This is a genomic window from Kitasatospora sp. NPDC001660 (genome assembly GCF_053596725.1).
This window is the reverse complement of the sequence record NZ_JBSFGU010000007.1, coordinates 225,437-248,702: the sequence shown is the minus strand read 5'-3', so window position 1 is coordinate 248,702 and position 23,266 is coordinate 225,437. Positions and strand designations below refer to the sequence as shown.

29 protein-coding genes and 1 pseudogene are annotated in these 23,266 nt (G+C 72.5%); 11 read left to right on the top strand and 19 right to left on the bottom strand.

What is annotated here, in order from left to right; all coding sequences use genetic code 11:
• The 5 genes from ACWCXH_RS11250 to ACWCXH_RS11230 all read right to left on the bottom strand — a co-directional run.
• On the bottom strand, nucleotides 1-557 hold a 557-nt coding region (locus ACWCXH_RS11250; protein WP_449801129.1), incomplete at its 3' end, for an amino acid permease.
• The gene (locus ACWCXH_RS11245; RefSeq protein WP_449801137.1) at nucleotides 554-1,231 is read right to left on the bottom strand and encodes a FadR/GntR family transcriptional regulator; all 678 of its coding nucleotides are present in this window, start codon (nucleotides 1,229-1,231) and stop codon (nucleotides 554-556) included. The genes ACWCXH_RS11245 and ACWCXH_RS11250, both read right to left, overlap by 4 nt.
• Nucleotides 1,232-1,460: 229 nt before the next feature.
• Nucleotides 1,461-1,889, bottom strand: coding sequence for a lactonase family protein (locus ACWCXH_RS11240; protein ID WP_449801128.1), 429 nt, complete (start codon nucleotides 1,887-1,889; stop codon nucleotides 1,461-1,463).
• A gap of 135 nt (nucleotides 1,890-2,024) precedes the next feature.
• Nucleotides 2,025-2,546 (bottom strand): YbaK/EbsC family protein, encoded by a 522-nt coding sequence (locus ACWCXH_RS11235; protein ID WP_449801127.1) that lies wholly within the window; start codon nucleotides 2,544-2,546, stop codon nucleotides 2,025-2,027.
• Nucleotides 2,516-3,448, bottom strand: coding sequence for a DMT family transporter (locus ACWCXH_RS11230; protein ID WP_449801126.1), 933 nt, complete (start codon nucleotides 3,446-3,448; stop codon nucleotides 2,516-2,518). The genes ACWCXH_RS11235 and ACWCXH_RS11230 overlap by 31 nt, the downstream gene beginning before the upstream one ends.
• A gap of 80 nt (nucleotides 3,449-3,528) precedes the next feature.
• Here ACWCXH_RS11230 and ACWCXH_RS11225 point away from each other — a divergent pair, with 80 nt between their 5' ends.
• Entirely contained in the window at nucleotides 3,529-4,473 is a 945-nt protein-coding gene (locus ACWCXH_RS11225; protein ID WP_449801125.1) for a LysR family transcriptional regulator, read from the top strand.
• Between the two features lie 104 nt (nucleotides 4,474-4,577).
• On the opposite strand, the gene ACWCXH_RS11220 is transcribed toward ACWCXH_RS11225, so the two are convergent.
• On the bottom strand, nucleotides 4,578-4,712 hold the full coding sequence (locus tag ACWCXH_RS11220) for a TetR/AcrR family transcriptional regulator (protein ID WP_449801136.1): 135 nt from the start codon (nucleotides 4,710-4,712) through the stop codon (nucleotides 4,578-4,580).
• Between the two features lie 18 nt (nucleotides 4,713-4,730).
• Between ACWCXH_RS11220 and ACWCXH_RS11215 the strand changes: the two are divergent.
• The 5 genes and pseudogenes from ACWCXH_RS11215 to ACWCXH_RS11195 form a co-directional block, all read left to right on the top strand.
• Nucleotides 4,731-5,302 (top strand): annotated as a pseudogene (locus tag ACWCXH_RS11215) (ABC transporter permease); the annotation flags it as partial.
• Nucleotides 5,303-5,513: 211 nt separating this feature from the next.
• Nucleotides 5,514-6,245 (top strand): response regulator transcription factor, encoded by a 732-nt coding sequence (locus ACWCXH_RS11210; protein WP_449801124.1) that lies wholly within the window; start codon nucleotides 5,514-5,516, stop codon nucleotides 6,243-6,245.
• Nucleotides 6,242-7,756 carry a sensor histidine kinase gene (locus ACWCXH_RS11205; protein ID WP_449801123.1) on the top strand — a complete coding sequence of 505 codons (1,515 nt, stop codon included), beginning with the start codon at nucleotides 6,242-6,244 and terminating at the stop codon, nucleotides 7,754-7,756. The genes ACWCXH_RS11210 and ACWCXH_RS11205 overlap by 4 nt, the downstream gene beginning before the upstream one ends.
• A 142-nt stretch (nucleotides 7,757-7,898) precedes the next feature.
• Nucleotides 7,899-8,336, top strand: coding sequence for a hypothetical protein (locus ACWCXH_RS11200; protein ID WP_449801122.1), 438 nt, complete (start codon nucleotides 7,899-7,901; stop codon nucleotides 8,334-8,336).
• Between the two features lie 71 nt (nucleotides 8,337-8,407).
• On the top strand, nucleotides 8,408-8,689 hold the full coding sequence (locus tag ACWCXH_RS11195; protein ID WP_449801121.1) for a hypothetical protein: 282 nt from the start codon (nucleotides 8,408-8,410) through the stop codon (nucleotides 8,687-8,689).
• A 246-nt stretch (nucleotides 8,690-8,935) separates the two neighbouring features.
• On the opposite strand, the gene ACWCXH_RS11190 is transcribed toward ACWCXH_RS11195, so the two are convergent.
• Complete coding sequence (locus ACWCXH_RS11190) at nucleotides 8,936-9,838, bottom strand: alpha/beta hydrolase (protein WP_449801120.1); 903 nt, start codon at nucleotides 9,836-9,838, stop codon at nucleotides 8,936-8,938.
• Between the two features lie 43 nt (nucleotides 9,839-9,881).
• On the opposite strand from ACWCXH_RS11190, the gene ACWCXH_RS11185 reads away from it, so the two are divergent.
• Entirely contained in the window at nucleotides 9,882-10,358 is a 477-nt protein-coding gene (locus tag ACWCXH_RS11185) for a MarR family winged helix-turn-helix transcriptional regulator (RefSeq protein ID WP_449801119.1), read from the top strand.
• Between the two features lie 58 nt (nucleotides 10,359-10,416).
• Here ACWCXH_RS11185 and ACWCXH_RS11180 read toward each other — a convergent pair whose 3' ends face one another.
• Both ACWCXH_RS11180 and ACWCXH_RS11175 read right to left on the bottom strand, forming a co-directional pair.
• Nucleotides 10,417-10,644 (bottom strand): hypothetical protein, encoded by a 228-nt coding sequence (locus ACWCXH_RS11180; protein WP_449801118.1) that lies wholly within the window; start codon nucleotides 10,642-10,644, stop codon nucleotides 10,417-10,419.
• An 88-nt stretch (nucleotides 10,645-10,732) separates the two neighbouring features.
• The gene (locus ACWCXH_RS11175) at nucleotides 10,733-11,185 is read right to left on the bottom strand and encodes a peptidoglycan-binding domain-containing protein (protein WP_449801117.1); all 453 of its coding nucleotides are present in this window, start codon (nucleotides 11,183-11,185) and stop codon (nucleotides 10,733-10,735) included.
• Between the two features lie 268 nt (nucleotides 11,186-11,453).
• On the opposite strand from ACWCXH_RS11175, the gene fabV reads away from it, so the two are divergent.
• Nucleotides 11,454-12,653, top strand: coding sequence for an enoyl-[acyl-carrier-protein] reductase FabV (gene fabV, locus ACWCXH_RS11170; protein ID WP_449801116.1), 1,200 nt, complete (start codon nucleotides 11,454-11,456; stop codon nucleotides 12,651-12,653).
• Between the two features lie 28 nt (nucleotides 12,654-12,681).
• On the opposite strand, the gene ACWCXH_RS11165 is transcribed toward fabV, so the two are convergent.
• Nucleotides 12,682-12,825, bottom strand: coding sequence for a hypothetical protein (locus tag ACWCXH_RS11165; RefSeq protein ID WP_449801115.1), 144 nt, complete (start codon nucleotides 12,823-12,825; stop codon nucleotides 12,682-12,684).
• A 137-nt stretch (nucleotides 12,826-12,962) separates the two neighbouring features.
• On the opposite strand from ACWCXH_RS11165, the gene ACWCXH_RS11160 reads away from it, so the two are divergent.
• Nucleotides 12,963-14,126 (top strand): HEAT repeat domain-containing protein, encoded by a 1,164-nt coding sequence (locus ACWCXH_RS11160; RefSeq protein WP_449801114.1) that lies wholly within the window; start codon nucleotides 12,963-12,965, stop codon nucleotides 14,124-14,126.
• Between the two features lie 24 nt (nucleotides 14,127-14,150).
• Here the strand turns inward: ACWCXH_RS11160 and ACWCXH_RS11155 are convergent, their stop codons facing one another.
• The 3 genes from ACWCXH_RS11155 to ACWCXH_RS11145 all read right to left on the bottom strand — a co-directional run bounded on the left by ACWCXH_RS11155 (nucleotide 14,151) and on the right by ACWCXH_RS11145 (nucleotide 16,895).
• Complete coding sequence (locus ACWCXH_RS11155; protein WP_449801113.1) at nucleotides 14,151-15,242, bottom strand: VWA domain-containing protein; 1,092 nt, start codon at nucleotides 15,240-15,242, stop codon at nucleotides 14,151-14,153.
• A 98-nt stretch (nucleotides 15,243-15,340) separates the two neighbouring features.
• Nucleotides 15,341-15,595, bottom strand: coding sequence for a hypothetical protein (locus ACWCXH_RS11150; protein WP_449801112.1), 255 nt, complete (start codon nucleotides 15,593-15,595; stop codon nucleotides 15,341-15,343).
• Between the two features lie 403 nt (nucleotides 15,596-15,998).
• Nucleotides 15,999-16,895, bottom strand: a complete 897-nt coding sequence (locus tag ACWCXH_RS11145) for a LysR family transcriptional regulator (protein WP_449801111.1) — start codon at nucleotides 16,893-16,895, stop codon at nucleotides 15,999-16,001.
• Between the two features lie 131 nt (nucleotides 16,896-17,026).
• Here ACWCXH_RS11145 and ACWCXH_RS11140 point away from each other — a divergent pair, with 131 nt between their 5' ends.
• Together ACWCXH_RS11140 and ACWCXH_RS11135 are read left to right on the top strand one after the other, a co-directional pair.
• Nucleotides 17,027-17,752, top strand: a complete 726-nt coding sequence (locus tag ACWCXH_RS11140; protein WP_449801110.1) for an SDR family oxidoreductase — start codon at nucleotides 17,027-17,029, stop codon at nucleotides 17,750-17,752.
• A gap of 44 nt (nucleotides 17,753-17,796) precedes the next feature.
• Complete coding sequence (locus tag ACWCXH_RS11135) at nucleotides 17,797-18,417, top strand: ester cyclase (RefSeq protein ID WP_449801109.1); 621 nt, start codon at nucleotides 17,797-17,799, stop codon at nucleotides 18,415-18,417.
• Between the two features lie 118 nt (nucleotides 18,418-18,535).
• On the opposite strand, the gene ACWCXH_RS11130 is transcribed toward ACWCXH_RS11135, so the two are convergent.
• The 6 genes from ACWCXH_RS11130 to ACWCXH_RS11105 all read right to left on the bottom strand — a co-directional run bounded on the left by ACWCXH_RS11130 (nucleotide 18,536) and on the right by ACWCXH_RS11105 (nucleotide 23,239).
• Nucleotides 18,536-19,633, bottom strand: a complete 1,098-nt coding sequence (locus tag ACWCXH_RS11130) for a DUF3800 domain-containing protein (protein ID WP_449801108.1) — start codon at nucleotides 19,631-19,633, stop codon at nucleotides 18,536-18,538.
• A gap of 184 nt (nucleotides 19,634-19,817) precedes the next feature.
• Nucleotides 19,818-20,240, bottom strand: a complete 423-nt coding sequence (locus ACWCXH_RS11125; RefSeq protein WP_449801107.1) for a hypothetical protein — start codon at nucleotides 20,238-20,240, stop codon at nucleotides 19,818-19,820.
• Nucleotides 20,237-21,007, bottom strand: a complete 771-nt coding sequence (locus ACWCXH_RS11120) for a class I SAM-dependent methyltransferase (RefSeq protein WP_449801106.1) — start codon at nucleotides 21,005-21,007, stop codon at nucleotides 20,237-20,239. Before ACWCXH_RS11120 ends, ACWCXH_RS11125 begins: the two co-directional genes overlap by 4 nt.
• Entirely contained in the window at nucleotides 21,004-21,867 is an 864-nt protein-coding gene (locus tag ACWCXH_RS11115) for a DUF2071 domain-containing protein (protein WP_449801105.1), read from the bottom strand. Before ACWCXH_RS11115 ends, ACWCXH_RS11120 begins: the two co-directional genes overlap by 4 nt.
• Nucleotides 21,868-21,893: 26 nt before the next feature.
• Nucleotides 21,894-22,841, bottom strand: a complete 948-nt coding sequence (locus tag ACWCXH_RS11110; RefSeq protein WP_449801104.1) for a DUF3419 family protein — start codon at nucleotides 22,839-22,841, stop codon at nucleotides 21,894-21,896.
• Nucleotides 22,838-23,239, bottom strand: coding sequence for a DoxX-like family protein (locus ACWCXH_RS11105; RefSeq protein ID WP_449801103.1), 402 nt, complete (start codon nucleotides 23,237-23,239; stop codon nucleotides 22,838-22,840). Before ACWCXH_RS11105 ends, ACWCXH_RS11110 begins: the two co-directional genes overlap by 4 nt.
• Nucleotides 23,240-23,266: the final 27 nt, after the last annotated feature.

The window sequence follows — 23,266 nt, the reverse complement described above, 5'->3', positions numbered from 1 at the left end:
GCGATGCCCATGAACACCAGCAGCGCGCTGACCTTGACGATGGCGAACCAGAACTCCAGTTCGCCGAAGATCCGCACCGAGATGAGGTTCACGGTCAGCACCACGGCCAGGGCTATGAGAGCGATCACCCACTGCGGGACGCTGGAGAACAGGTGCCAGTAGTGGGTGTACGTGGCGACGGCGGTGATGTCGGCGATGCCGGTGGTCGCCCAGTTGAGGAAGTACATCCAGCCCGCGGTGTACGCGCCCTTCTCCCCCAGGAACTCCCGGGCGTACGACACGAAGGCACCGGAGGACGGGCGGTACAGCACGAGTTCGCCGAGCGCGCGCACGACGAGGAAGGCGAAGACGCCGCAGACGGCGTACGCGACGAACAGGGAGGGCCCCGCGTCGGCGAGCCGTCCGCCCGCGCCGAGGAACAGGCCGGTGCCGATGGCACCGCCGATGGCGATCATGTTGACGTGCCGGGGCTTCAAGGACTTGCTGTAGCCGGTGTCACCGGCGTCGACGTGACGGGTCGTGGGGCGCTTCTCGTCTTTGAGGAACTGCTCGCTCACGCCTCGGATCTGCCTTCCGTGGGGGTGTCCGTGCGCCTCGGGTGCACGATGTCGGTGAGGGTCGCCTCGACGCGGTGGAGGTGGTGGGACATCGCCGCGACCGCGTCGGGCTCGGAACCGTCGACCAGGGCCTCGACGATCGCCCGGTGCTCGCAGTTGGACTGCTCGCGCCGGCCGCCGAGTTCGTTGAGGAAGGTGGACTGACGCGCCAGTGCGTCACGGATCTCCTCGATGACCCGGCGGAAGACCGGGTTGCGGGAGGCCTCGGCCACCGCCAGGTGGAAGACGGTGTCCAGCGCGACCCACGCGGTGGTGTCGGTCTCCCGCTCCATCCGGTCGAGCAGGTGGGCCAGGTGGTCCAGGTCCTCCGGGGTGCGGCGCAGCGCCGCGTAGCCGGCGACCGGGATCTCGACGTGCCGGCGCACCTCAAGCAGGTCGCTGGCGGCGTAGTCACCGAAGGTGGGGTCCTCGACCGTGTTCGCCACGACGAAGGTGCCCTTGCCGGTCCTGGAGACGGTCAGGCCCATGGCTTGGAGGGCCCGGAGCGCCTCCCGCAGCACGGGCCGGCTGACCTCCAGGGTGCGGCAGAGCTCTGCTTCGGAGGGGAGCTTGTCCCCCACGACGTACTCGCCGCGCTCGATGGCGCTGCGCAGGTGGCCGAACACGGCTTCCATCGCGCTCACGCGACGGGGGGCCGATCCTGCTGTCTGGCTGTCTGACAGGTTCACGAGCCGATCCTGGGGCTTGCGGCCGACCGGTGTCAAGAGGTCGCGCTTTGCCACCCGTCCCCCAAGCGGGCCGTTGACACTCCTCCCTCGCCGCCCCTACGGTGCGGACGCATTGTGAACGCTCACACATCCTTCGGCGCCCGACGGCTGTCGCGCCGGGCACCTCGTGACCCGCTCAGCGGCCGATCGGCAGGACGGAAGTGGGCTCGGTGACCATCAGGGGTTCCCCGGCCGGGCTCAGGTGGCCGGTGGGTGGGTCGCGATGGAAGGCCGTGACCGTGTCGGAGCGCTGATTGGCCCAGAAGAGGAGAAGGCCGTCGGGGGTGAGGGCGATGTCGCGCGGCCAAGTCCCGCCACAGGGAACGGCGGTGAGCCGTTCCACGGACGCCCCGTCGTCATGGACGGCGTGGACCGAGATCGCGTCGTCGCCGCGGTTGGTCGTATAGAGGAAGCGGCCGTCGCCGGACGGCCGGACCGCGGTGGGCAACAGACCGGCTTCCACGGCATCCTGCTCGGCCAAGAGGTCCCAGACATCGTTCGTATCGGCAGCCGCGACGCCCATACCGATGGCAGTCGGCTCAGCGGAAGAATGGAGATCGGCCATGCGGCGCCTCCAGGTTGAGGAGAGGCCATACGTCGCCGGTTCACGAAGTGATCCAGCACATCGCCAGTTGCCACTGACCGGGTCAGCCGCGCCTCGGGGCGGTCAGGGCCGACAGCGCGCCAGGTAGCGGTGTGTCTATGCCGGAGCGGGTTCCCGGGTGCCGGTAGCCGCCGGGCCGGCGATGCGTTCGATGCGCGGTTGGGCGAGTCGGGCGTAGTCGGCACCCGAGATGGCCGCCGAGCGGTCGAGGCGGGCCGCGTTGAAGTAGAGCTGCGGCCGGGCGACGACCTCGGGATCGGCGACGAGTTCGAGTTCGGGGTCGAAAGCGAAGGGGAGAACGGTGCCGGGGACGGCGTGGGCCAGGCGTTCGGCGGTCGCCGGGTCGCTGAATCCGACGTAGCGCGCGTCGAAGAGCGTGCGGACGGCGTCCAGGTCGACGCGCCGGTCCCCGGGGACGACCGCGAGCACGTGGCGCGTGCTCCGCCGGTCGGTCTTGACCCTGAGGACGATGCACTTCGCAGCGTGGGAGACGGGGTGCCCGCGCAGGGCACTGACCGAGTCCGTGGTGCCGTCCGGTTCGTGGTCGATGAGCCGGTACGGGGTCCGGGTGGTGTCGAACAGGGCGATCAGGCGCTGATAGGTGTCGTCGTCCGGCACGCTGTGTCCTCCTTCACGGTTCGCGCTGTGGCGCGGTGGGTGCGTTCGATGGCCTGTCCCCAGTAGGTCCCGGCGATCATCAGCACGGCACCGAGGGCGGCCCAGGGGGTGAGCCGTTCGCCGCCGAGGCTGAACCCGATGGCGACGGCCCAGATCGGTTCGGTTCCCAGCAGCAGGCTTGCCCGGCTGGCGGAGGTGCGTTGCACGGCCCGGGTCTGGGCGAGGAAGGCGAACACGCTGCAGAACAGGGCGAGGTAGATCAGTTGGGTCCAGGTGGTGACACTGCCGTGGGCCAGGTCGGGCAGGTGGCCGATGGCAGGTGGCAGGAACAGTGCCGAACCGACGACGGTCTGGACGCTCGTCAGGTGGAGCGGGTCCACGGGGCGCCCGGCGGTCAGCCGTCCGACGAGGGCGACGTGCCCGGCCCGTACGACTGCGGCGGCGAGCATCAGGGCGTCCCCGAGTCGCGGCGCGTGCAGTCCGGTGCTTGAGGTCAGCAGTCCGACGGCCAGAACGCACAGGCCGGCGGCGAGGAAGAACGTCGCGGGCAGGCGGCGGCCTGCGCTGCGGTCCATCAACGGGGTGAGCACAATGGTCAGGCTGATGATCAGTCCGGCGTTGGCGGCGCTGGTGTGCGCCACCCCGTAGGTTTCCAGCACGAGGACGGCCGCCTGGGTGACTCCCAGGAGGGCCCCGGTGCGCACCTCGTCGCGGGTGGGGCGCCGCGCCCGGCGGCCGAAGACGACCAGGGCGCCGCACGCGAGCGTGGAGATCGCGTACCGGGCGAACAGCACCGCCAGGACCGGGAGCGCGGCAGTGGCCGTCTTGGCGGCCAGATAGCTGGAACCCCAGACGAGCGCGACGAGGAGGAGTACCGCATCGGTACGGCGGGCAACGGGCATGCCACTACGCTGCCCGACCAGGGAGTTGAAGGCTACAACCAACTTCTTCAACAAACCTGTAGCAGTCCTACACTGTCAGCGTGGACGAGAGGCAGCTGCGGATCCTGCGGGAACTGGGAGAACTGGGGAGTGTCACCGCGGTTGCCGAGGCGCTGCACGTGACGCCGTCCGCGATCTCGCAGCAGCTGAGGCTGCTGCAGCGTTCGATTCCCGTCCCGCTCACCGAACGCGCCGGGCGCCGGGTGGTGCTGACGGACGCCGGGCAAGCCCTGGCGGTGGCGGCCATCGAGGTGGAGAGTGCCCTGGCCAGGGCGCGCCACACCGTCACCGACTTCGCGGAGCAGTCGGACGGCGAGGTCTCGGTGGCGGCGTTCCACAGCGCGGCCTCGGCGTTCTTCCCGCTCCTGCTGCGCGGCCTCGCCGGCGCGGGTCACCCCCGTCTGGCGCTGTCCGACGAGGATGTCGCCCAGGACCGCTTTCCCGCCCTCACCCGTGACTACGACCTCGTGTTCGCTCACCGCCTCGACCACGCTCCGCCCTGGCCGCGCACCGTGATCGCCCTCACCTTGCTGCGCGAGCCCCTCGACGTCGCCCTTCCGGCCGACCACCCGCTGGTCTCCAAGCCGCAGCTCTCACCACAGGACGTGGCCGGTCAGCCGTGGATCACCGTCCACGACGGCTTCCCGCTGATGGCCACGATCGAGGCCATCGCCAGCGTCGCCAACCGCCGGCTCGACATCGTCCACCGCATCAACGAATTCGCGGTGGTCGCCGAGGTGGTGGCGGCCGGCGGCGGGCTGGCGCTGATGCCGCGCTGGACCACCCGTCCGCACCCCGACGTCGTTCTCAGGCCGCTGAGCGGAGTCCAGGCCCGACGGCACGTCGATGTGCTCCACCGGCCCGAGCGCACCGCGCGAAAGGCCGTCCGGACGGTCCTTGCCGAACTGCAGCGCGCCGCCGAGACGATCCGGGACCGGGACACCGGCGCGCCCCGGCCGGCCACCACCACACCCGTCGGGCCGTGATCGGCGCAGAGCCCCGGCCGAGCGGCCGCCGCACGCCGAGGCAGGCCGACCGCTTTCCTGCCGGCCCGGGACGTGGGGCACGGCCGCTTGCGAGCGCTGCCTCCTCAGGGCTCGGCCAGGTACCCCTGTACGGTCCGCGCCAGGAACGGGGCGAGCTCTTCCACGGGCGTGGACGCGAGCGGTTCCACCTGGATCACGTATCGCGCCATCGCCAGTCCCACGATCTGCGAGAGCGTCATCTCCACCCGCAACTCCGGCTGCTCCAGGTCGAGTTCGCCCTCGTGATGTTCCTGGTCACCTCGGTGGCCATGCTCCGCGAACGCACCACCGGCACCCTGGAGCGGCTGCTCACCATGCCGCTGGGCAAACTCGACCTCCTCCTCGGGTACGCCCTGGCATTCGGCGCCGTCGCCCTGCTCCAGGCGACCCTCGCCACCGCGCTCACCATCGGCCCGCTCGGCCTGCGCATCGCCGGCCCCACCTGGCTGCTCTTCGCCGTCGCCGTCGCCGACGGACTGCTCGGCATGGCGCTCGGCCTGCTGGTGTCGGCGTTCGCCGCGACAGAGTTCCAGGTCGTCCAGTTCCTGCGGCGGTCCTCCTCCCCCGAATGCTGCTGTGCGGGCTCTTCGTCCCGCGCGACTCCATGGCCACGGCGCTGCGCTGGGCCTCCGACGTCCTGCCGCTCTCCTACGCCGTCGACGCGATGACCCGGCTCACCACAACCGCCACCGCCGACACGGCCGTTGCCCGCGACCTCGCCGTCGTCGCCGGCTCCACTTTGCTCGCCCTCGCCCTGGGAGCCGCCACCCTCCGCCGCCGGACCGCCTAGAACGACATCCGGGCACGTTGCGTTGAGCCAGGTCCAGCGACCCCGACAGGTTGGACGGTCACGTGAAGGCCCAGCCGGGCGAGTCCGCGCACCAGGCGTGAGAACAGGGGCCGTGGCCCTGGAGGTCGCGGGACTTCGATGAGAAAGCTCTCATCAGCCCGTGCCACTGTGGACGCCCCGGCGGCGGCCGGAGGGGAGCGAGGAGAACCCGATGGCGGTCGGTGACAGCACCGGGACGGTGCTGGTGGTGGATGACGACAACACCATCCGCAGGTCGCTGGAACGCGGCCTGCGGCTCGGCGGGTTCACGGTACGAACGGCTGACGGCGGGCAGGCGGCGCTGCGGCTGGTAGCCACCGAGCCGCCCGACGTGCTGGTCCTCGACGTCTCGATGCCCGACGTGGACGGTACCGAGGTCTGCCGCCGACTACGGGACCAGGGCATCGACACGCCCGTACTGATGCTCTCCGCACTGGACGAGCTGGCCGACCGGGTGGCCGGCCTGCAGGCGGGCGCCGACGACTACCTGGTCAAGCCGTTCGCACTGGAGGAACTGGTGCTGCGCCTGCACGCCCTGCTGCGCCGCCGGCCTCAGGCCGGCGCGTACGGCCGGCCCGGCGTGCCGGGCGGTGAGGTCCTCCGGGTCGGGCCGCTGGAGATCGAGCCCGCCGCCCGCGAGGTCCGCCGGGACGGACAACCGCTGCGGCTGACCCGCCGCGAGTTCGAGTTGCTGGAGCACCTGGCCCGCAACGCCGGACTGGTGCTGACCCGCGACCAGTTGCTCGACCGGGTCTGGGGTTACGACTTCGAGGTCCGCACCGATGCCGTCGACACGTTCGTCAGTTACCTTCGCCGCAAACTGGAGGAAGGCGGCCGTCCGCGGTTGATCCACACGGTGCGGGGCGTCGGCTTCGTGCTGCGGATGCCGGAGGCACACCGGTGAACGGCCCTGTCCCCGCCCGGCGCTCGATGAGTCTGGCCACCCGGATCGCAACCGGCGCGGCCCTGCTCGTCCCGCTGCTCGTGCTGGGCACCGGCGCGCTGCTGCTCGGCCTGGTCACCCACGACGTGCGCTCCCAGCAGGACACCAGGCTGCGCGACCGCGCCGCCGCCGTGCTGCCCGCCGCCAAGGCACTGCTGAGCGCCACCCAGCAGGACCGGCCCCGGGTCGAGCAGAACCAGCGCCGCAACCTGCTCGACGACGCGCTGGACGTCGGCATCCGGGTGGCGGACGCGAACGGCGACAAGATCACGGAGGGCGGCCCGGTGCCGGGCCCGGCCGCAGTACTCCCGCAGCCCGCCCCCGCGAGCACCGGCGTCCTGGTCACCGTGCGGGCGCAGGGCCGCACCTGGCGGGTGCTGGCCCGACAGGTGACCGGCGTCAACCCCGGCACGCTCTGGGTCACCGCACCGGTATCAGCGACGAACCCGCAGGTGGACGCGGTGCGCGGGCGGATCCTGTGGGCCGCTGTGCTGGCCGCACCGCTCTCCGGCCTGCTCGCCTACGCTCTCGCCCGGCGCGCCACCGCACCGCTCAGCCGCCTGGGCCGCCGGGCCGCCGCGCTCGACCCGCGCGCCGGCGCCGTCGGCTTCACCCACCAGCACAGTGGGATCCGCGAGGTGGACGAGCTCGCGCTCGCGCTGGAGAGCGCGCTGGCCCGGTACGACCATCAGGTCGCCCGGACCGGCCAGGCGCTGGAAACCGCCCGCTCGTTCTCCGCCGCCGCCTCGCACGAACTGCGCACGCCACTGATGAGCCTGCAGACCAACCTGGACGTGCTCAGCGCGCACCCGGACCTGCCGTCGGCGGACCGCGCGGAGATCCTCTCCGACCTTCGCGACGACCACCGGCGGCTGCTCGACCTGCTCACCGCACTGCGCACGCTCGCCCGTGGCGACCTGGTCGAGGAGGAGGCGTTCGCGGTGATCGACCCGGCCGAACCGGCCGCGGCCGCCGTCGCCGAGCTGCGCCGACGGCGGCCGGAGGTGACCGTCGAGATGGCCGGTCCCGACCTCACCGGGTCGGACGCCGACGGACTGCGGGTGCACGGATGGGAGGCCGGGCTGCGGATCGTCTGCGACAACCTGCTGGCCAACGCGGCCGTGCACGGGCACCGGCCCGGGGAGCCGGCCCGGATCGTGGTCGGACTGCGTCGGGAGGCCGGGCAGGCGTCGCTGACCGTGGACGACGACGGGCCGGGCATCCCGGTAGAGGACCGGGCGGCGGTCTTCGACCGGTTCCACCGACGACGGGACAGCCCCGGTTCGGGACTGGGGCTGACCCTGGTCGCCCAGCAGGTGGCCTTGCACCGGGGCACCATCACGGTCACCGAGCCTCCGAGCGGCACCGGCTGCCGCATCCAGGTCCGGCTGCCCCTGGTCGGCCCGGACGCCCCGGCGCTGCCCCTGCCGACCCGCGGCGACTGGATCCGCACCACGGGTGCGAGCGGCTGAAGCTCCCGTGGCGTTGCGGCGTCCGCGGTGCGGTTGTCGGACTCACAAGGAATCCACAAGGAGGGTCCCTATCGTCCTGCTCAGCCGGACCGCCCGACGCTCCGGCCGGACCTGCCACCCGTGGCAACTGGAGGACTTCGCCATGCACACCCACCGTAAGGCCGCTGCAATGATCGGTGCTCTCGCTCTGGGCACCACCCTGGTCGCCCTCGCCGGACCGGCTCAGGCTGCCACGACCAGTGCCACCCCGGTGGCCTCCGAGACCCCGAAGGTCTTGCCGACGCCCGACGGCGACGGTGCGAAGGGCGTCTGCAAGCGGCTGCCGAAGGCCGAGCAGCGGGTCGAGAACGCGTTGGCCCGCCTGAACGGCCCGGTCACCGAGGCCGGCTCGATCGCCCGTCTGGAGCAGCGGGTGACCAACGCCAAGGCCGCCGGCCACACCGCGATCTACAACGACCTCAACGACCGGCTGACGTACCGCAAGGGCCTGGTGGCCACGCTGACCCAGCGGCAGAGCGACCTGAACGCCGTTGCCGGCTGGTGCTCCTCGCAGGGCCTCGGCAGCCCGAACGCGCAGTGACCGCCCGCGCAGTGGCCGTTCGCGCAGTGGCCGCTCACGGCACGGCATCCGTCCTGGTCGATGGCAGGTCGGTGGCCGCACCGGAATCGGCCGGCCGGCTGTCGCGGCGGGCCGCCGCCCTGTCGGCCGCCCTGCTCGCCACGCTCGCCCTGACGGCGTGCGGCGCGAACGGGAGCGGTACCGGGAAGGGCAGCGCACCCGCCGCCGGCGCACCGTCCGCGGGCGCGAGCGGATCGGCGGTGAGCGGTGACCGACTCGGCGAGATGCGGCAGAAGGTGGACGCCGCCGACAGCGCCGCCGCCGCTGCCGAATCAGACGCCGCCAAGGACGCCCAAGACACCGCGTCCCCCTGACCCTACGAGCGCTCCGGCTGTTCCCCGTCAAAGCACGGGGAACAGCCGAGCCATGGACGGGATCGAGCGAAAGGGCTCTCCGCGATCCATCTCGCTCAGCACCTGACGTTGACAGTCGGGGATCTTGGTGGAGGTGTTCACCGCGAAAGTCATCGTGCCGATTGGAACTTGAAGCCGGCGGTCCCCTCACCCTCGACGCGGTCCACCGCGACCCGACGCGGGTGATGAGCAAACCTTGACGAACCGTCAATTCGCTTTGCGCATGCGCTGGATAAGGAAGAGCGCCGCGCGGTCCAGCGCCTCGTCCGCCACGTCCAAAACCCCGGCGAAGGCCTGGAACACGTGCGGCGCGTCGGCGGTGATGTCCAGGACGACGTCCACACCGGCCGCCGCGGCGCGCGCGGCCAGGCGCGTGGAGTCGTCCAGCAGGACCTCGTTGGCGCCCACTTGGACGAGCATCGGCGGGAAGCCGGTCAGGTCGGCGCAGACGGCCGGGCTGAGCAGCGGCTGGTGCGGGTCGGCCCCGGCGAGATACATGGCGCCGGTGTGGTCGAGGTCCGCGCGGGTGAAAATCGGGTCGGCGTCCTCCTTGGTGACCATGCTGTCGCCGGTGCGGGTGGCGTCGAGGCCCGGCGACAGGGCCAGGATGGCGGCGGGCATCGGCAGACCCGCGTCACGGGCGGCGAGGCAGGCGGTCACGGCGAGTCCGCCGCCGGCGGAGTCCCCGGCGAACACGATGGCTGCGGGGTCCTCGCCGCGTTCGAGGAGGGCGCGGTAGGCGCTCAGGGTGTCCTCGATCGCGGCCGGGAAGGGGTGCTCCGGGGCGAGCCGGTAGTCCAGCGAGTACGCCCCGAGGCCGGTCCTGGCCACGAGGTTGCCCGTCAGCGACAGGGCCGTCCGGGGCGAGCCGTACACCCAGCCGCCGCCGTGGAAGTACAGGATCGTCCCGGCACGCGGCGCACCGACCGGTTCGACCCTGAGGGCGGGCCGGCCGCCGAGCACCGTCTCCGTGGTGCGGATGGTGTCGGGCACGATCATCCCGGCCATCAGCGCCTCGAATCCGGCGCGGATCTCCTCGACCGTCCGGGGACCCTCGGGACGGGGCTGCCGGAGCATCGCGTCGATCCGCGCGCGCTGTTCCCTGCTCATGGTTGTGCTCCCCTCGAAAGTAGCTGCCGCTACACTATATGCCGTGGCATCTAAATCGAGGGGTAAGACGGTGGATCTCCCGGAGTTCTTCGCCGACCTGGTCCGGTGCGAGACGCGGCTCTACAACGCGCTCAACGACCGGCTCCGTGCCCGGCACGGCATCGTGACCTCGCAGTTCGAGTTCCTGCGGTACCTGCGCAACCACCCCGGAGCCCGCGTGGCGGACCTCGCCACCGAGTTCGCCGTCGGCATCGGGGCAACCAGCAAGGGCGTCGACCGCCTGGAGAAGCAGGGCTGGGTCGTCCGGCAGCCGAACCCCTCCGACCGCCGCTCCTCCCTGCTGGCCCTGACCGAGGGCGGTGCCCGACTCGTCGACGCGGCGGAGCGGACGTTCACGGCGGGGCTGGCCGAGCTGATCGGCGGCACGCTCGACGACGCGTCGGTGACGGCCGCCGCGCAGGCGCTCGCGACGCTGCGCTCCGCGCTCGAACGCCGGCAGATCGGCATGCCCACGGGCTGAACAGGAGCGCGCAGCACCGGGCGGCAGCGGGGTGCGCCGCCGCCCGGTGCTCGGTGCGTCAGTCGTCGAGGTGCTCCGCGGTCAGGTCGCGCTCGGCCAGGAACGCGGCGAGTTCGTCGTCGGTGCCGCGGGCCCGCAGGGCCTTGGCGATGACGAAGAGCTCCTCCCAGGCCTCGTCCGGGTCGTCCAGCGCGTGCGCACGTCGTGGACCAAGGCGTCGCGGGGCGGCGCCGGGGCCGCGATGCGCAACGCGGCCCCCATCGCCTTCAGGCTGCCCGACGGCCACCCCCTCTTGACCAGGGGACGGCAGCGGTGCGGGCCCGCCCCAGGAGCGATCCTGGGACGGGCCCGCGTTCTTCCGCCGGTGTCGCAGGTCAGCACCAGCCTCCACCGAGGTTGGAGAACGCCGCCCAGGCGGCCCGGGTCTTGGGTCCGGCGACGCCGTCGACGCCGCCGGTGTCGTAACCGAGCCAGACGAGGAAGCCTTGGAGAGCCCTGATGGTGTTGGGGCCGACCTGGCCGTCGACGGTTCCGGCGTTGAAGTTGCGATCGTTGAGGAAGCGCTGCCAGGCCGACCAGCTCGCGGAGCCGAGCTGACCGTCGATCGCGCCGGGGTCGTATCCGGCGCTGCGGACGTAGCACTGCACGCTCTTGGCTTCGGTGGTGCTGAGGCCGAGGTTGTTGACCGCCTGGATGGTGACGGTCCGGGTGACGACCTGCTGCGCGGGCGCGGCGGTGGCCGCCGACGCGCCGGCGAGGGTGCCGACGCCGAGTGCGGCGGCGGTGAGGATTCCCAGCAGTGCTTTCGCGGTCTTGTTCGATGCCATGTGTGTTTACCCCAAGACAGGAATCGGAACGACGACGAACGACGACGACGCTACCGCCGACGAGTCGTGAACCAACGATGCCGATTGTGAGGGTTTTGAACACCTCAGCGGAAGGATCTGTTCTACGCAGGCGCCGCGCCCATAAGGGCGGCATCGACAAGATTCCTGAGCGGACCCTGGCACATGTCGCCACATCCTCACCCGGGTTGACCGGCCAGGATGGAGGCCTGATGGGCCTGGAGACGACTCCCCAGCACGAAGGAAATCGATGACCCTCCGCGAGATCAAGCCCGGCAACCGTGGCTTCCTCTACCTCAACTCCCACCCCGACGGCTGCGCCGCCGTCGTCGACGAACTGTGGGAGCGCACCCCCGCGCCCGCCGGCCCGGCCACCACGGAGGGGCCCGTCGCCCTGATCATCGGCTCCAGCGCCGGTTACGGCCTCGCCGCCACCGTCGCCGCGCTGCGCACGTACGGCATGCGCGGGCTCGGCATCGCCTTCGAGGCCCCCGAGACCGAGCGACGCACCGCTTCCGGCGGTTGGTACCGGACGGCCCGCACCGCGGAACTCGCCGGACCGGCCGGCGACTTCGCCTTCCTCAACGCGGACGCCTTCTCCGCCGCCGCCAAGGAGGAGGCGCTCGACCATCTCGCCGCCCGGTACGGGAAGGTCGACTACCTCGTCTACAGCGTCGCCGCGCCCCGCCGCACCGACCCCGGCACCGGCGAGGTCCACCACTCGGTGATCAAGCCCCTGGGCTCCGCCTACCGGGCCAAGACCCTGCAGTTCGACGGCGACACCCCGTTCGTCGGCTCGCTGGAACTCGAACCCGCCGTCGACGCGGAGCGCGACGCGACCGTGCAGGTCATGGGCGGCGCCGACTGGAAGCTGTGGATCGACGCCCTGACGGACCGCGGCCTCGTCCGGGACGGCTTCCACACGGTGGCCCTGACCTACGTCGGCTCCGACCTCACCGCGCCGATCTACCGGGCCGGCACCATCGGCGCGGCCAAGCAGCACCTGGAGGACACCGCACGCCGCCTCCAGCAGGACCTCGCCCCGCTCGGCGGCCGGGCCCACACCGTGGTCGCCGGCGCGGCCGTCACCCAGGCCTCGACGGCCATCCCGTCCATCGCCCTCTACACCAGCCTGCTCCGCGCCGTCCTCGGCGACGGCTTCCGGAGCACCGCCCAGCAGGCCACCGCCCTGTGGCAGCAGCTCACCGGAGCGGCACCGCTGCAGCTCGACGAGGAGCAGCGGATCCGCCTCGACGGCTGGGAGATGGACGACAAGGTGCAGGCCGCCGTCCACGAACGCTGGGCCGCCGCAACCACCGACACCCTGCCCGAGCTCGCCGACACCGCCTGGTTCCGGGCCCAGGTCGGCCGCCTCTACGGCTGGGACGTCCCCGGCACCGACTACACCACCCCGGCCGAGACGACGGTGCCCTGGCCGACCACGGCCTGAGGCGGCGTCGGCGAGGAACGGATGAAGGTCAGCCGAGGTCGAACTGCCAGTACGCGGTGTCGCGGTCCCCGGCGGAGCGCGAGGTGACCTCCACCGTGACGGGACTGCCGGCCCCTCGCGAGTTGGCCCGGGCCGGAGCCGGTGAGGTGGTGGGAGTCGGGTCCGTGTTCATGAAGAGCACGATAGGAAGCCGGTCGGCGCGCGATCACGAGCAAACGTACTCAACAACCGTGCGAGTAGGACCGGGGATCCGGCGGCCGGGAGGAAAACCCGTTTGGCCGCCGGCACGCCTCCTGGAACGATCACCGGATGACCGACCACCATGACGCCGTCCTCCGCCTGTGGGGCCGCCTCCTGTACGAGCGGCAGGACGAACCGCTCGCGTGGGCGGAGGCGGTCCTGCGGGCCACCGGTCGCCCGCAGGCCGCCGTCGCCGCGGCGATGGCCGGTCGGCTCGACGCGCTCGACACCGTCCCCGAGGCTGCGGCCGACCGCGCCTACCTGCTGTTCCGTACGATCGCCAAGCTCGCCGCCAACCTCTGCCGCAACGCCCTCTACGACGCGGACGTCGGCTTCCGGATCGGCCCACTGGCCTGGCGGCTGGCCGAGCTCGAACCGCCGCTCGCCGAACCGCTCGAAGACGCGCTCGGCCACCTGCCCGACGGACCGTCCTCCCTCGTCACCGTCCACGCCGCCGAGCTGCACGGCAACCGCACGAGCCGCGTGCAGGCGATCGACTCGCTGCTGCAGTGGGCCGAACTCGGCCACCCGCAGGCCCTGGAGGCACTGTCCGACGTCGCCTCCGACCACCGTACGCAGGACGTCACCGTCTGGACCAAGGCCCTCAACCGGATCGCCCTCTTCGGCGACACGAGCCTCGAACCGGGCCTCCTGCGTGCGCTCGCCGACACCGGGCACCGCGGGGTGCGGTGGTCTGCGCTCGCCTGTGCCGACCTCGGCTTCCAGCAGGCCGTTCCGCTGATCACCGCCCTGCTGGAACACCCCGACCCGATGGTCCGCGAGGGCGCCTGCGAGGCACTCGGCCTCCTCGGGGCACACATCGCCGTGCCCGAGCTCGCTGCCCGGCTGAACGACGACACCGAGTGGGTGCGCAGCATGGCCGCCCGGGCCCTCGGCGACATCGGCGACGACGACGCACTCGCCGCACTCTGGCAGGCCATGCTGGCACGCCGTAACCCGAAGGCCGGTCATCTCGCCGCAGCCATCGCTGCCTTCGGCCCTCGGGTGGTCGACGACCTGATCGCCCTCACCACCGACCCCGACCCCGACCTGCGCGCACTGGCCTGCCGCGCCCTCGGCTCCACCGCCGACGACCGCGCCCTGCCGGTGCTGGAACGCCTCGCCGCCCACGACACTGCCAGAACCACCCTCGGCGGCCTGGTCGCGACCGCCGCCAAACATGGCCTGCGCACCGCACACCGCATCCGCGCGCGAAGCGCACCCGCCGGCTGAACCCGACTCCCGCCCACCGAAGGCCTACCGAAGGACGAGCAGCCTGGTACCCGGCACCAGCTTCCGGTTGACGGACGTCGACTGGACGAACACGGTGTACGACGGGTTCTCCCCCGGCTTCACCGTGACCTCCGACTGCGGCAGCCCCAGGAGCTGACGGGCCGCCGGCCCCGAGAACACCCGGCCCGTCATCTTGCCGGTGGCCGGGTCCTTCTCCGCCACGGCGAGCTGCTTGGAGCCCTGGATCTTCTCGCGCTTGGACAGCTCGTAGAAGGCGCAGCCGGTCCTGTACTCGTGCCCGGAACGGGTGACGAACTCGCGGATCTGTATCTGCTCGTCGACCGGGATCAGCGTGTACTTGCCGGCGTCGAGGGCGTCGAGGTTGGCCTTCACGTCGGCCGTGCTCAGGTCCTGGCCCATGGTGAACAGGTTCTTCGTGCCGCGCACACCCTTCTCGCGCCCGCGCAGGAAGCTCGTGGCGGCCGACTTGACCGTGCCGATGGCCTCCTCGACGCCCTTGCTGGAGTCCGCGTCCCAGATCGCGATGTTGCCCGCCGGGAACCCGTACCCCTGAGCGGTGCGCTTGGCCAGGGAGTTCGGCACCAGGATCGCCGAGGTCCAGTGGTCGGGCAGGTCGTCCATGGCCTGCCGGATCCGGTCCGTCCACGAGCGCAGGACGGCGGCGCCCTGGGTGGCGTTCATGCGGATGTGCATCTGCCCGCTCTCCGAGCAGCCGGAGGCGTTCTCCTCGCCGTCGGTGACGACGACCTGGAGGAACGAGTGCTCCCCGTACCCCTCCCAGATGTTCTTCAGGTCGTCGACGGACTTCACGGCCGCCTCGATCAGCGCCGTCGCACCGTTGTCGACCTGGTAGAGCCCCTTCAGCGACGGCAGGTGCTTGACGTCCATGTCCCAGACCAGGTTCTGCACCTGGTGGTCGAACGCGTAGAGGCTGATCCGCGTCTCGTGCCCGAGCCGGTCCGACTCCTCCTGGAGCCCCTTCACGAACTCGTCCACGACCCGCACGAGCTGCCCCTCGTGCTGCCGCATCGAACCGGACTTGTCGACCACGAGCGACACGTGGTTGACCTTGTGCTTGATCCTGTTCACAGCCATGGTCCTACCCCTCTCCCAACGCCCGTCCGACGCCGCTCCGGCGCCCCCTCCGACGTTGGTTCCACGCTACGGCGGGGCACTGACAGTCCACCCTGAGCTCAGAACAGCCGCCCGGTACCGTCGAAGTACGCGTACACGGCCGGCTCCGCCCGGCTGCGCCCCAGCTGGACACCCGTGATCTCCGGAAAGTAGGGCTCGGCCTGGAACCGCCGGAGCTCAGGGACGTCCGGCAGCGCCATCGCCACCTCGTCCCCGCGCATACCGAACCGCAACGGCCCGACGCCCTCCAGCGGCGCGAACACCCACACCGGCCGGGCCGGTGCGCTGGTCCCCTGAGCGTCTGTCGACGTCACCCCAGTCACTCCTCTTCGCAGTCCCCGGCAGGGCGCACCACTTGAGCAGCCGGGTGGCCAGCGCCTCGGCCGCGTGCTGGTCGCCGGTGCGCAGCCGGAAGCGGTCGCCGGTCTGCGGCACCAGGAGCGCGTGCCAGGCAGCCAGTGTCCGCAGTGCCGTGTGGAGCCAGGGCTCAAAGGAGAACTCCGTCCGATCGACGGGGCTGATGACCGCCACAGCTTGCTGCTGGAGCGAAACCGCAGGTACGCCTCGGCCAGCGGACGCTGCTGTCCGTTGCAGGTTGAACCGCCTGACGGCCTGGCCGACGAGGTGGTCGGACCTCACGTCAACATCCTTGCCGCTGCCGACGTCACGGCGACGCCTTTGCCGCCGAAGGTGAACGAGTTCACGTGCGCCCGTGCTTCAGCGGGGCGGGTTGACGCGGGCCTGGCGGGCGAGGAGGTCGGCGAAGGCGACGGTGAGGGGGTCGGGGCGGGTGCGGGTGTAGGCGGTGAGGGTGCGGCGGATCGGGGGGTCGGGGCGCAGCAGGGTGCCGTCGAAGTGGGGCGGGACGATGTTGGCGGGAACCAGGGCCGGGCCGAGGCCCGCTGCGGCGAGCAGGGGTGCGGCGGAGGTCTGTTCGGCGCGGATCGCCGGCTCGGGGCAGAAGCCCGCCTGGGCGCAGACCTGGTCGAGGAGGTCGGCGAGGCCGTTGTCGGGGGCGTAGTGCACCCAGGCGCGGTCGGCGAGTTCGGTGAGGGCGACGGCGCCGGTGGGGCGGTCGGCGAGCGGGTCGTCGGCAGGCAGGACGACGGTGAACTCCTCGACGCCGAGTTCGCGGATCGGCCCGGTCCAGCCGGGCGGGACGGGGCCGATGGCGAGGTCGGCGCGGCCGGCCGTCATCGCGTCCTGGAGCCGGTCGGCGTGGGAGTGCTCGCGCAGCCGGATCCGCACGTTGGGGTGCTGCTGCCGCCATTCCCGCAGGACGGGCGGCAGGATGCCGAGGCTGACGGAGTAGATGACCGCGACCTCCAGCTCGCCCTCCTCCAGGCCCGCCGTGCGCCGGGCCGTCGCGGTCAGGCGTTCGGCATCGGCCAGCGCAGCGCGGGCGTGCGGCAGGACCGCCCGGCCGGTGGGGGTGAGCCGGACCGAGCGCGGCAGGCGTTCGAGCAGGGGCCCGCCGAGGGTGCTCTCCAGTGCCCGGATCTGGTGGGACAGGGCGGGCTGGGTGACGTGCAGCTGCTCGGCCGCGCGTGTGAAGGAGCCGGTGTCGACCACGGTGACCAGGTATTCGAGCTGTCTGAGCGTCGGCATTGTCATGAAGGGATTTTATGGCTCTCGTAGAAAACAAGCCTTGGACTCATCGCAGGTGGGCGGGAGAGAGTCGTGGTGTGGCCGGCGCCGAGATGCGTGCGGCGGCCAATTCCCTTATGAGTTGAAGGAGTTCTCCCATGTCCAAGGACACCCCGTTCCAGGGACGGCGACTCGTCGTCGTGGGCGCGGGTTCGCGCACCGGGCAGGCCCTGGCGAAGGCCGCGTCGGCCGCCGGTGCCACGGTCGTGCTGGCCGGGCCGGATCCGCGCAAGCTGGAGTGGACGGCCGGCGAGCTGTCCGGGCCGTCCGAGGTGATCGCGCTCGACCTCACCGACGAGCGGTCCATCGTCGGGTTCGCCGGGGCCGTCGGCCGGTTCGACCACCTGGTGTCGACCGCCGCGGTGCCGGCCAACGGCCCGTTGGAGGACCTCACCCCGGAGGCCGTGCAGCGGGCGTTCTCCGCCAAGGTGATCGGCCCGCTGCTGCTCGCCAAGCACCTGGTCGGGCAGGTGTCCGAGAACGGCTCGTTCACCTTCTTCTCCGGCGTGGCCGCCTGGCGCCCCGCGCCCACGCGCACCGTGATGGCCACCACCAACGGCGCGCTGGCCTTCCTGGTGCAGGCGCTGGCGGTGGAGATCGCCCCGGTCCGGGTCAACGCGGTCTCCCCCGGCATCGTCGACACCGGTTCCTGGGACGGCCTTGGCGCCGACAAGGAGGCGTTCCTGCGCGGCGTCGCCGAGCGCAACCCGGCCCGTCGCGTCGGCAGCCCGGAGGACCTGGTCAAGGCCGTGTTCTACGCCATCGACAACCCGTACGTCACCGGCACCGTGCTGCACGTCGACGGTGGCGGTCGCCTCGCCTGACCGCCGCTACGACGTGAACCCGTACTGATTCGAGGAGCACCCCCATGCGCCGACACGCCTTCATCCGTACCGTCGCCATCGCCGCGGCGGTGGTGAGCCTGGCCGGCGGCTCCACCGCCGCCGCCTCCGCCTCCGGCCACGACGGTGGCCCCCCGCGGCCCACGCACACCTCGGCCTGGCCGCAGCGCCTGGTCGACCACTCGCCCGGCCTGGTCCAGCCGAAGTCGCTCACCGTGGACCGCTCGATCGGCGCCCGGCGCGCGGCCCAGGAGGTCCACCTGGCCCAGCAGTTGTACACGTTCTGGAACACCGGTCAGGCGAAGTACCTGGACGCCGCGGTCGCGCCGGAGTTCAAGGACAACACGTTGCCGGCCGGCCGCCCGCAGGGCCCCGCCGGCCCGCTGCTCGCGTCGGAGAACTTCCGCACCGCCGTGCCGGACCTGACCTGCGAGCTGTCCGACGTCCTGGTCGCCGGCGACCGGATCACCGCCCGGCTGGTCTTCCGCGGCCACTTCACCGGCACCTTCAACGGCGTCCGGGGCAAGGGCCAGAGCGTCGAATTCAACGCCATCGACATCCAGCACGTCGGTACGAACAGGATCGTCGAGGACTGGCACATCGAGGACAACCAGACGCTGCTGGCCCAGCTGGGAGCAGCGCACTGACCTCGCCATCGTCCGCTCGCTGAACGACGTCCGCCCCGGACGCCACCACGAGCCCGACGGCCGGCCGGGCCCGCGCGTCGCGGGTCCGGCACGGCGCTGATCGATGGAGCACGATGGGTTATTGATGCTCCGTCAGGCCGTCGTTCTCGGCGAACGGCCGGGAGTTCCACACCAGGCGATAGTGGTCGGGGGCCAGTGACCTCAGCAGTTCGGCCACGTCGCCCCTCGGCTCGGCGGGGCGGCCGTGCTGGATCCAGGAGTACAGGTTCTCCAGCGAGTTGGGCCACAGCTTCAGCCCGGCGCCGGACAGGTCGCCGTCCTCGCGGCGGTGGACCAGCTCCAGCAGCGGTTCGCGCAAGGCCAGTCCCCCTTTCTGGCCGGCGACCAGGGCCGTGGTGGCGCCGACGACCAGATCGGCGAGCTGGAGGCCGGGCAGGTGGTCGGACGGGCCCATGACGAAGCGGTTCACGATCCGGGAGGCGGCGGTGTACTCGGTGCCGTGGTCGGTCAGCTTCCGGGTGGCGGCGAGCCAGTCCGCGTCGTGCCCGCGCAGGGAGTGCTTCTGGTCGAAGACCACCGTGCCGAGCCCGCCCCGGTCGGCCAGGCCCATGCTGATCCGCTCGTAGAGCAGCTTCAGCATCCACTTCTCGCGGTGGGCGTCCCCACTGGGATCGCGTTCCTGGTCCCACACCACGGTCGCCGTCCAGGCTCCGCACTGGGCGGCCGCCTCCAGCAGCGCGCGCTGCATCGGCTCACGCCCGAGGGCCCCGAGGGCGAACTGCCCCGGCTGCCGCTTCCGGTCCGGCGACCACTTCAACTCCTCGTCGCCCAGCCCGAACTCGTCCCGGATCCCGGCCGCGCGGGCGGCGAAGACCGGCAGCAGATCACCCGGCACCGCCACCGCGCCGTACGCCTGGAGCGTTCCCAGCCCGGCGCGCTGCACATGCTGCGCGCGCACCGTGGTCTCGTCCACGAAGACGGACACGGGCTCCGTCGGCCGGTCGGCGGCGTCCAGCAGCCGCACGGCATTGCGCTCGCCGATCAACTCACCCAACTCCCGCTGTGCGGCCAGCTGCTGGGCGAGGGACTCCTGCGCGGCCGCCGGATCTCCGGAGCGGCGGGCGGCGGCCAGGCGTTGCCCGCCCGCCTGATAGGAATCGAGCAGCTTCCCGGCCGCGTGCAGCTGGTGCGCGGCGACCCACCTCTCAAGCAGCATCTGTCGCCGGGTCGCCGCGGCTCGCAGCCGGTCCTCACGCATTCCGCCCCCCGTTTCCCTCCGGCCGTGCAGAGCTGCACACGCCCGCCCATCACCTTGATCGGACCACGGTCCAGCAGCTTACGGCCTGTCCAGGAGTCGATCCGCCGCCACCGGCTGGGCCTCGGCGTGCGTCCGGGGAGGGTCAGAGCACCTGCCAGAGCGCGGCCGCGAACACCGCCGTCACCCACGTCCAGAGCAGGGAGAGCCCGATGTGCGCGGCGGTGCGGAAGGTGTCGCCGCGCCACAGCTTCGGCGAGAAGGCCGCGAACTCGAACAGCCAGCGCAGACCCCAGAACAGCGTCTGGCCGGCCAGCAGGGCGGTGCCCAGCCGCGTACCGGACAGCAGGTCGCGGGCCAGGCACAGCGGCAGCAGGCCGAGCAGGGTGCAGGCGAGGCCGATGAAGAAGAGGTGGGCGTACGAGACCTGACGGGTCAGGAGGGTGGTGCCGGCCAGGTCGGCCGGCCAGTCGACGAAACGCGGCAGTACCGCGTGGAACAGGCCCATCCCGACCAGCACCGCCCCGACCAGCCGCAACTGCCCTTCCAGGGTGAACAGTTCGCTCATTCCGCGCACCGTACGGGAGCGCGGAAGGCGAGGACGGTGACCAGCCCGGCGATCCGGCGCTCGGCGGCCGGCCGCAGCCCGGCCTCGGCGGCGTGCCCCAGCCAGGTCCCACGGGTGAGGAAGTGCCAGGCGCCGGGGCCGTACACGGCGGTGTTGGCGGCGTCCCGCAGGTGCTCGACCAGGACCAGGGTGCCGCCCGGCCGCAGCGTGCGGGCGATCTCGGCGAACAGCGCGGTGCGGTCGGCGGGGCGGCGCAGCTCGTGGGCGGCGAAGACGGCGAACACGGTGTCCAGGGTGGCGGTGGCGGCCGGCAGCGCCGACGGGCGGGCCGGGACGGTACCGGGCGCGGGCGGGAGGCGTCGGCGGGCGCGCCGGATCGACCCCTCGGTGGTCAGGGCGGGGTCGTACAGGTCGGCGATGTGCTGCCGGGCCCGCGGGTGCTGCGCGGCGAGCGGGCGGCTGGCCTCGTCGAGCCCGCTGGAGACCACCAGGTGTTCGCCGGGGCCGTCCGGCAGCAGCTCGGGCAGCCAGTCGTAGCCGTGGAGGCCGGAACGATCGTAGACGCACCAGGTGGCGAGGGTGCTGGTGGCGAGGTGGGCCGCGGCGATGGCGGCACCGGTACGGACCAGCGCGGAGGCGGGCGCGGGGAGGCGGCGCGCCAGGGCGAGGCCGGCGGCGGTGGTGAGCACGCCGGCGGCGTACAGGGGCCAGTTGTAGCGGATCACCTCGCGGACGCCGGAGTGGCGGAGCGGCGGCGCGGCGGTCATCGCGTGGCTCCGGTGCTCGTGTCGCGGGGCGCGGGCCGGTCGCCGCCCCGGCCGGAGGTGCGGTCGGAGGTGTGCTCCGAGCCGAAGGCGGAGCCGTCGAGGGCGCGGCGGCTGCCGGCCAGCCAGCCGTAGTCGACGTCGGCGACGTGGAAGGCGTTGGCGAGCACCGGGCGGCTGCCGGCCAGCGGGCCGTGCTCGAAGAAGGTCAGCCGCGGCACCTCGACGCTCACCGGGACCGGGTCCCACTGGGTGCGGGTGGCCTTGACCACGATCATCGAGCGGGTCTGCGGCTCGTACTCGAAGGTGTAGGGCAGCGGTCCCGCGAAGCGGCGCGCGGCCCGGACGTCGGCGAACGGGCTGCGCGGCGGCAGCGCGGCGGGGGCGTTCGCCAGGTCCGCGCGCACGTGCAGGTCCGCGTGGCCGTCGGAGCTGAGCACCTTGAACTCCAGGGTGTCGCCGACCACCCGCGTGCCGATCCTCGCGTGCCGGTAGTGGTACCGGGAGAAGAGGTTGCCACCGGCGGCCATCAGCCGGCTGTCGGTGTCCGAGCGCAATATCCGCAGGCCGCGCATGGTCCGTCCGCCGGGGGTCGGGAAGCGGGTGAAGACCCGGTAGCCGGTGAGGATGAAGTCGCGGCCCAGCCGGGCCGGCAGCGCGGCCGGGCGCAGCGCCCGGGTGTCCACGACGGCCGCCGCGACGAAGCCGTGCTCGGTGCCGTCCGGGTCGGTGTAGGTGTCGAGGGCGAGTCCGGGCGGCACCAGCGGCGCCAGCTCGCGGGGCGGCAGGGCGTAGGTGAGGACGAGCGAGTGCGCGAAGTGCGTGCGCATCGCGAAGGGGTGGCGTTGCAGGAGGTGTCGCACGGTCAGCCTCGTGATTCTCGCGGTGGTCAGAGGTGGACGACGCGGATGACGCCCCACAGCGGGGAGCGGTCCTGCGCCGCTGCGCCGGGCCCGGCGGGGCCGGGCTCGCGGATGCTGCGCAGCACGGCGGTCCCGCCGGGGCGGACCGCGTGGCGCACGGCGGCCCGGAGGCGGCGGGCGAAGGCCGGACCGGGGCCGTCCAGGACGTTGGAGAGGGTCACGGCGTCGTAGTGGCCGGCCGGGGAGCGTTCGAGGTGGTCGACGACGTCGCCGCCGATCAGCCGGACGGCCTTCCCCGGACGCGGTGCCGGGCTCGGTGCCATCCGCGATGCCGGGCCCGGTGCCGGGCCCGGTGCCGCGGATGGCAGTTCGCGGCCGGCCAGGAGGCGCCACGCCCACGGGTTGCCGGCGTTGGGGTGGCGGGCGAAGCCCCGGGCCAGCCGGGCGCGCAGGGCGGTGTCGAAGCGGCGCGGCAGGACGGCGCGGAAGGCCGGGTGCAGGCCGCCGGCGAGCGCGCCGGCCGGGCGCAGTGCGGCACCGAGCAGCAGCCGCAGGCCGGGCCCGTCCAGGTGGCGGTGCCAGTGGCGGGCCTGCGCGGCCGGGTCGTCCAGTCGCAGGAAGCGGTCCAGTTCCTCCGGCCGCCAGGCCGGGAGGGCGCACGCGACGGCGGACCGTCCGGCGGCGAGCAGCCGCTCCGCCGCACCGGTGACGGCGGGGGCCCCGGCGGTGAGCCGGGCGCGCGCGTAGTCGAGTTGGGCGGGGTTGAGGTCGACGGCGGTGACCTGGTACCCGGCAGCGGCCAGCGCGGCGGCCGTGTCCCCGGCGGAGGCGATGCACAGCACCCTGGCTCCAGGGGGCGGGAAGGCCCCGAGTTCGACCTGCGGGTCCTCGTACATCCGGCCGAACAGCACGTGGGGACGGCGGGGTTGCAGGCTCAGCAGTCGTCCGTCGGCCCAGGGCGTCGCGGTGCTCACGCGGCGGCCCCGATCACGCGGGCAGGGCGGTGGCGCGCGGTGGCGACCGCCCAGATCAGCGCCAGGAAGGCGAGGTCCTGGACGACCAGTCGGCCGGGCTCGGGGATCCGGTCGGCGCCGAACAGCAGTCCCCCGGTGTTGAAGCCGACCACCAGCACGGTCTGCACGACCGCCGCAACCCGGGGCCGGTACCCGCTCAACACCCAGGCGCCCAGCGCCAGTTCGGCCAGCCCGATGGCCAGCAGCAGCGGCGTCACCGCCCCCGCAGGCAGCAGTGGCACCCCCTCCACGATGGCCCGCTGGTCCGCCCGGCCCGGCCAGACCTTGCACCACAGGCCTTCGTAGCCCCACATCAGCGCCACCGCCCCGGCGCTCAGCCTCTGCAGCAACGGTGTCACGACTCCCCCTCTCTCCCCCGTCCGACC

Excerpts from the sequence above, each read along its gene's own strand:
- ACWCXH_RS11190 (WP_449801120.1), bottom strand. The coding sequence starts at position 9,838 with ATGAGCAGGGAACAGCGCGCGCGGATCGACGCGATGCTCCGGCAGCCC.
- ACWCXH_RS11120 (WP_449801106.1), bottom strand. The coding sequence starts at position 21,007 with ATGACCGCCGCGCCGCCGCTCCGCCACTCCGGCGTCCGCGAGGTGATC.
- ACWCXH_RS11210 (WP_449801124.1), top strand. The coding sequence starts at position 5,514 with ATGGCGGTCGGTGACAGCACCGGGACGGTGCTGGTGGTGGATGACGAC.
- ACWCXH_RS11145 (WP_449801111.1), bottom strand. The coding sequence starts at position 16,895 with ATGACAATGCCGACGCTCAGACAGCTCGAATACCTGGTCACCGTGGTC.
- ACWCXH_RS11155 (WP_449801113.1), bottom strand. The coding sequence starts at position 15,242 with ATGGCTGTGAACAGGATCAAGCACAAGGTCAACCACGTGTCGCTCGTG.
- ACWCXH_RS11135 (WP_449801109.1), top strand. The coding sequence starts at position 17,797 with ATGCGCCGACACGCCTTCATCCGTACCGTCGCCATCGCCGCGGCGGTG.
- ACWCXH_RS11140 (WP_449801110.1), top strand. The coding sequence starts at position 17,027 with ATGTCCAAGGACACCCCGTTCCAGGGACGGCGACTCGTCGTCGTGGGC.
- ACWCXH_RS11125 (WP_449801107.1), bottom strand. The coding sequence starts at position 20,240 with ATGAGCGAACTGTTCACCCTGGAAGGGCAGTTGCGGCTGGTCGGGGCG.
- ACWCXH_RS11130 (WP_449801108.1), bottom strand. The coding sequence starts at position 19,633 with ATGCTGCTTGAGAGGTGGGTCGCCGCGCACCAGCTGCACGCGGCCGGG.
- ACWCXH_RS11165 (WP_449801115.1), bottom strand. The coding sequence starts at position 12,825 with ATGAACACGGACCCGACTCCCACCACCTCACCGGCTCCGGCCCGGGCC.
- ACWCXH_RS11220 (WP_449801136.1), bottom strand. The coding sequence starts at position 4,712 with ATGACGCTCTCGCAGATCGTGGGACTGGCGATGGCGCGATACGTGATC.
- ACWCXH_RS11160 (WP_449801114.1), top strand. The coding sequence starts at position 12,963 with ATGACCGACCACCATGACGCCGTCCTCCGCCTGTGGGGCCGCCTCCTG.
- ACWCXH_RS11230 (WP_449801126.1), bottom strand. The coding sequence starts at position 3,448 with ATGCCCGTTGCCCGCCGTACCGATGCGGTACTCCTCCTCGTCGCGCTC.
- ACWCXH_RS11175 (WP_449801117.1), bottom strand. The coding sequence starts at position 11,185 with ATGGCATCGAACAAGACCGCGAAAGCACTGCTGGGAATCCTCACCGCC.
- fabV (WP_449801116.1), top strand. The coding sequence starts at position 11,454 with ATGACCCTCCGCGAGATCAAGCCCGGCAACCGTGGCTTCCTCTACCTC.
- ACWCXH_RS11245 (WP_449801137.1), bottom strand. The coding sequence starts at position 1,231 with ATGGAAGCCGTGTTCGGCCACCTGCGCAGCGCCATCGAGCGCGGCGAG.
- ACWCXH_RS11200 (WP_449801122.1), top strand. The coding sequence starts at position 7,899 with ATGCACACCCACCGTAAGGCCGCTGCAATGATCGGTGCTCTCGCTCTG.
- ACWCXH_RS11240 (WP_449801128.1), bottom strand. The coding sequence starts at position 1,889 with ATGGCCGATCTCCATTCTTCCGCTGAGCCGACTGCCATCGGTATGGGC.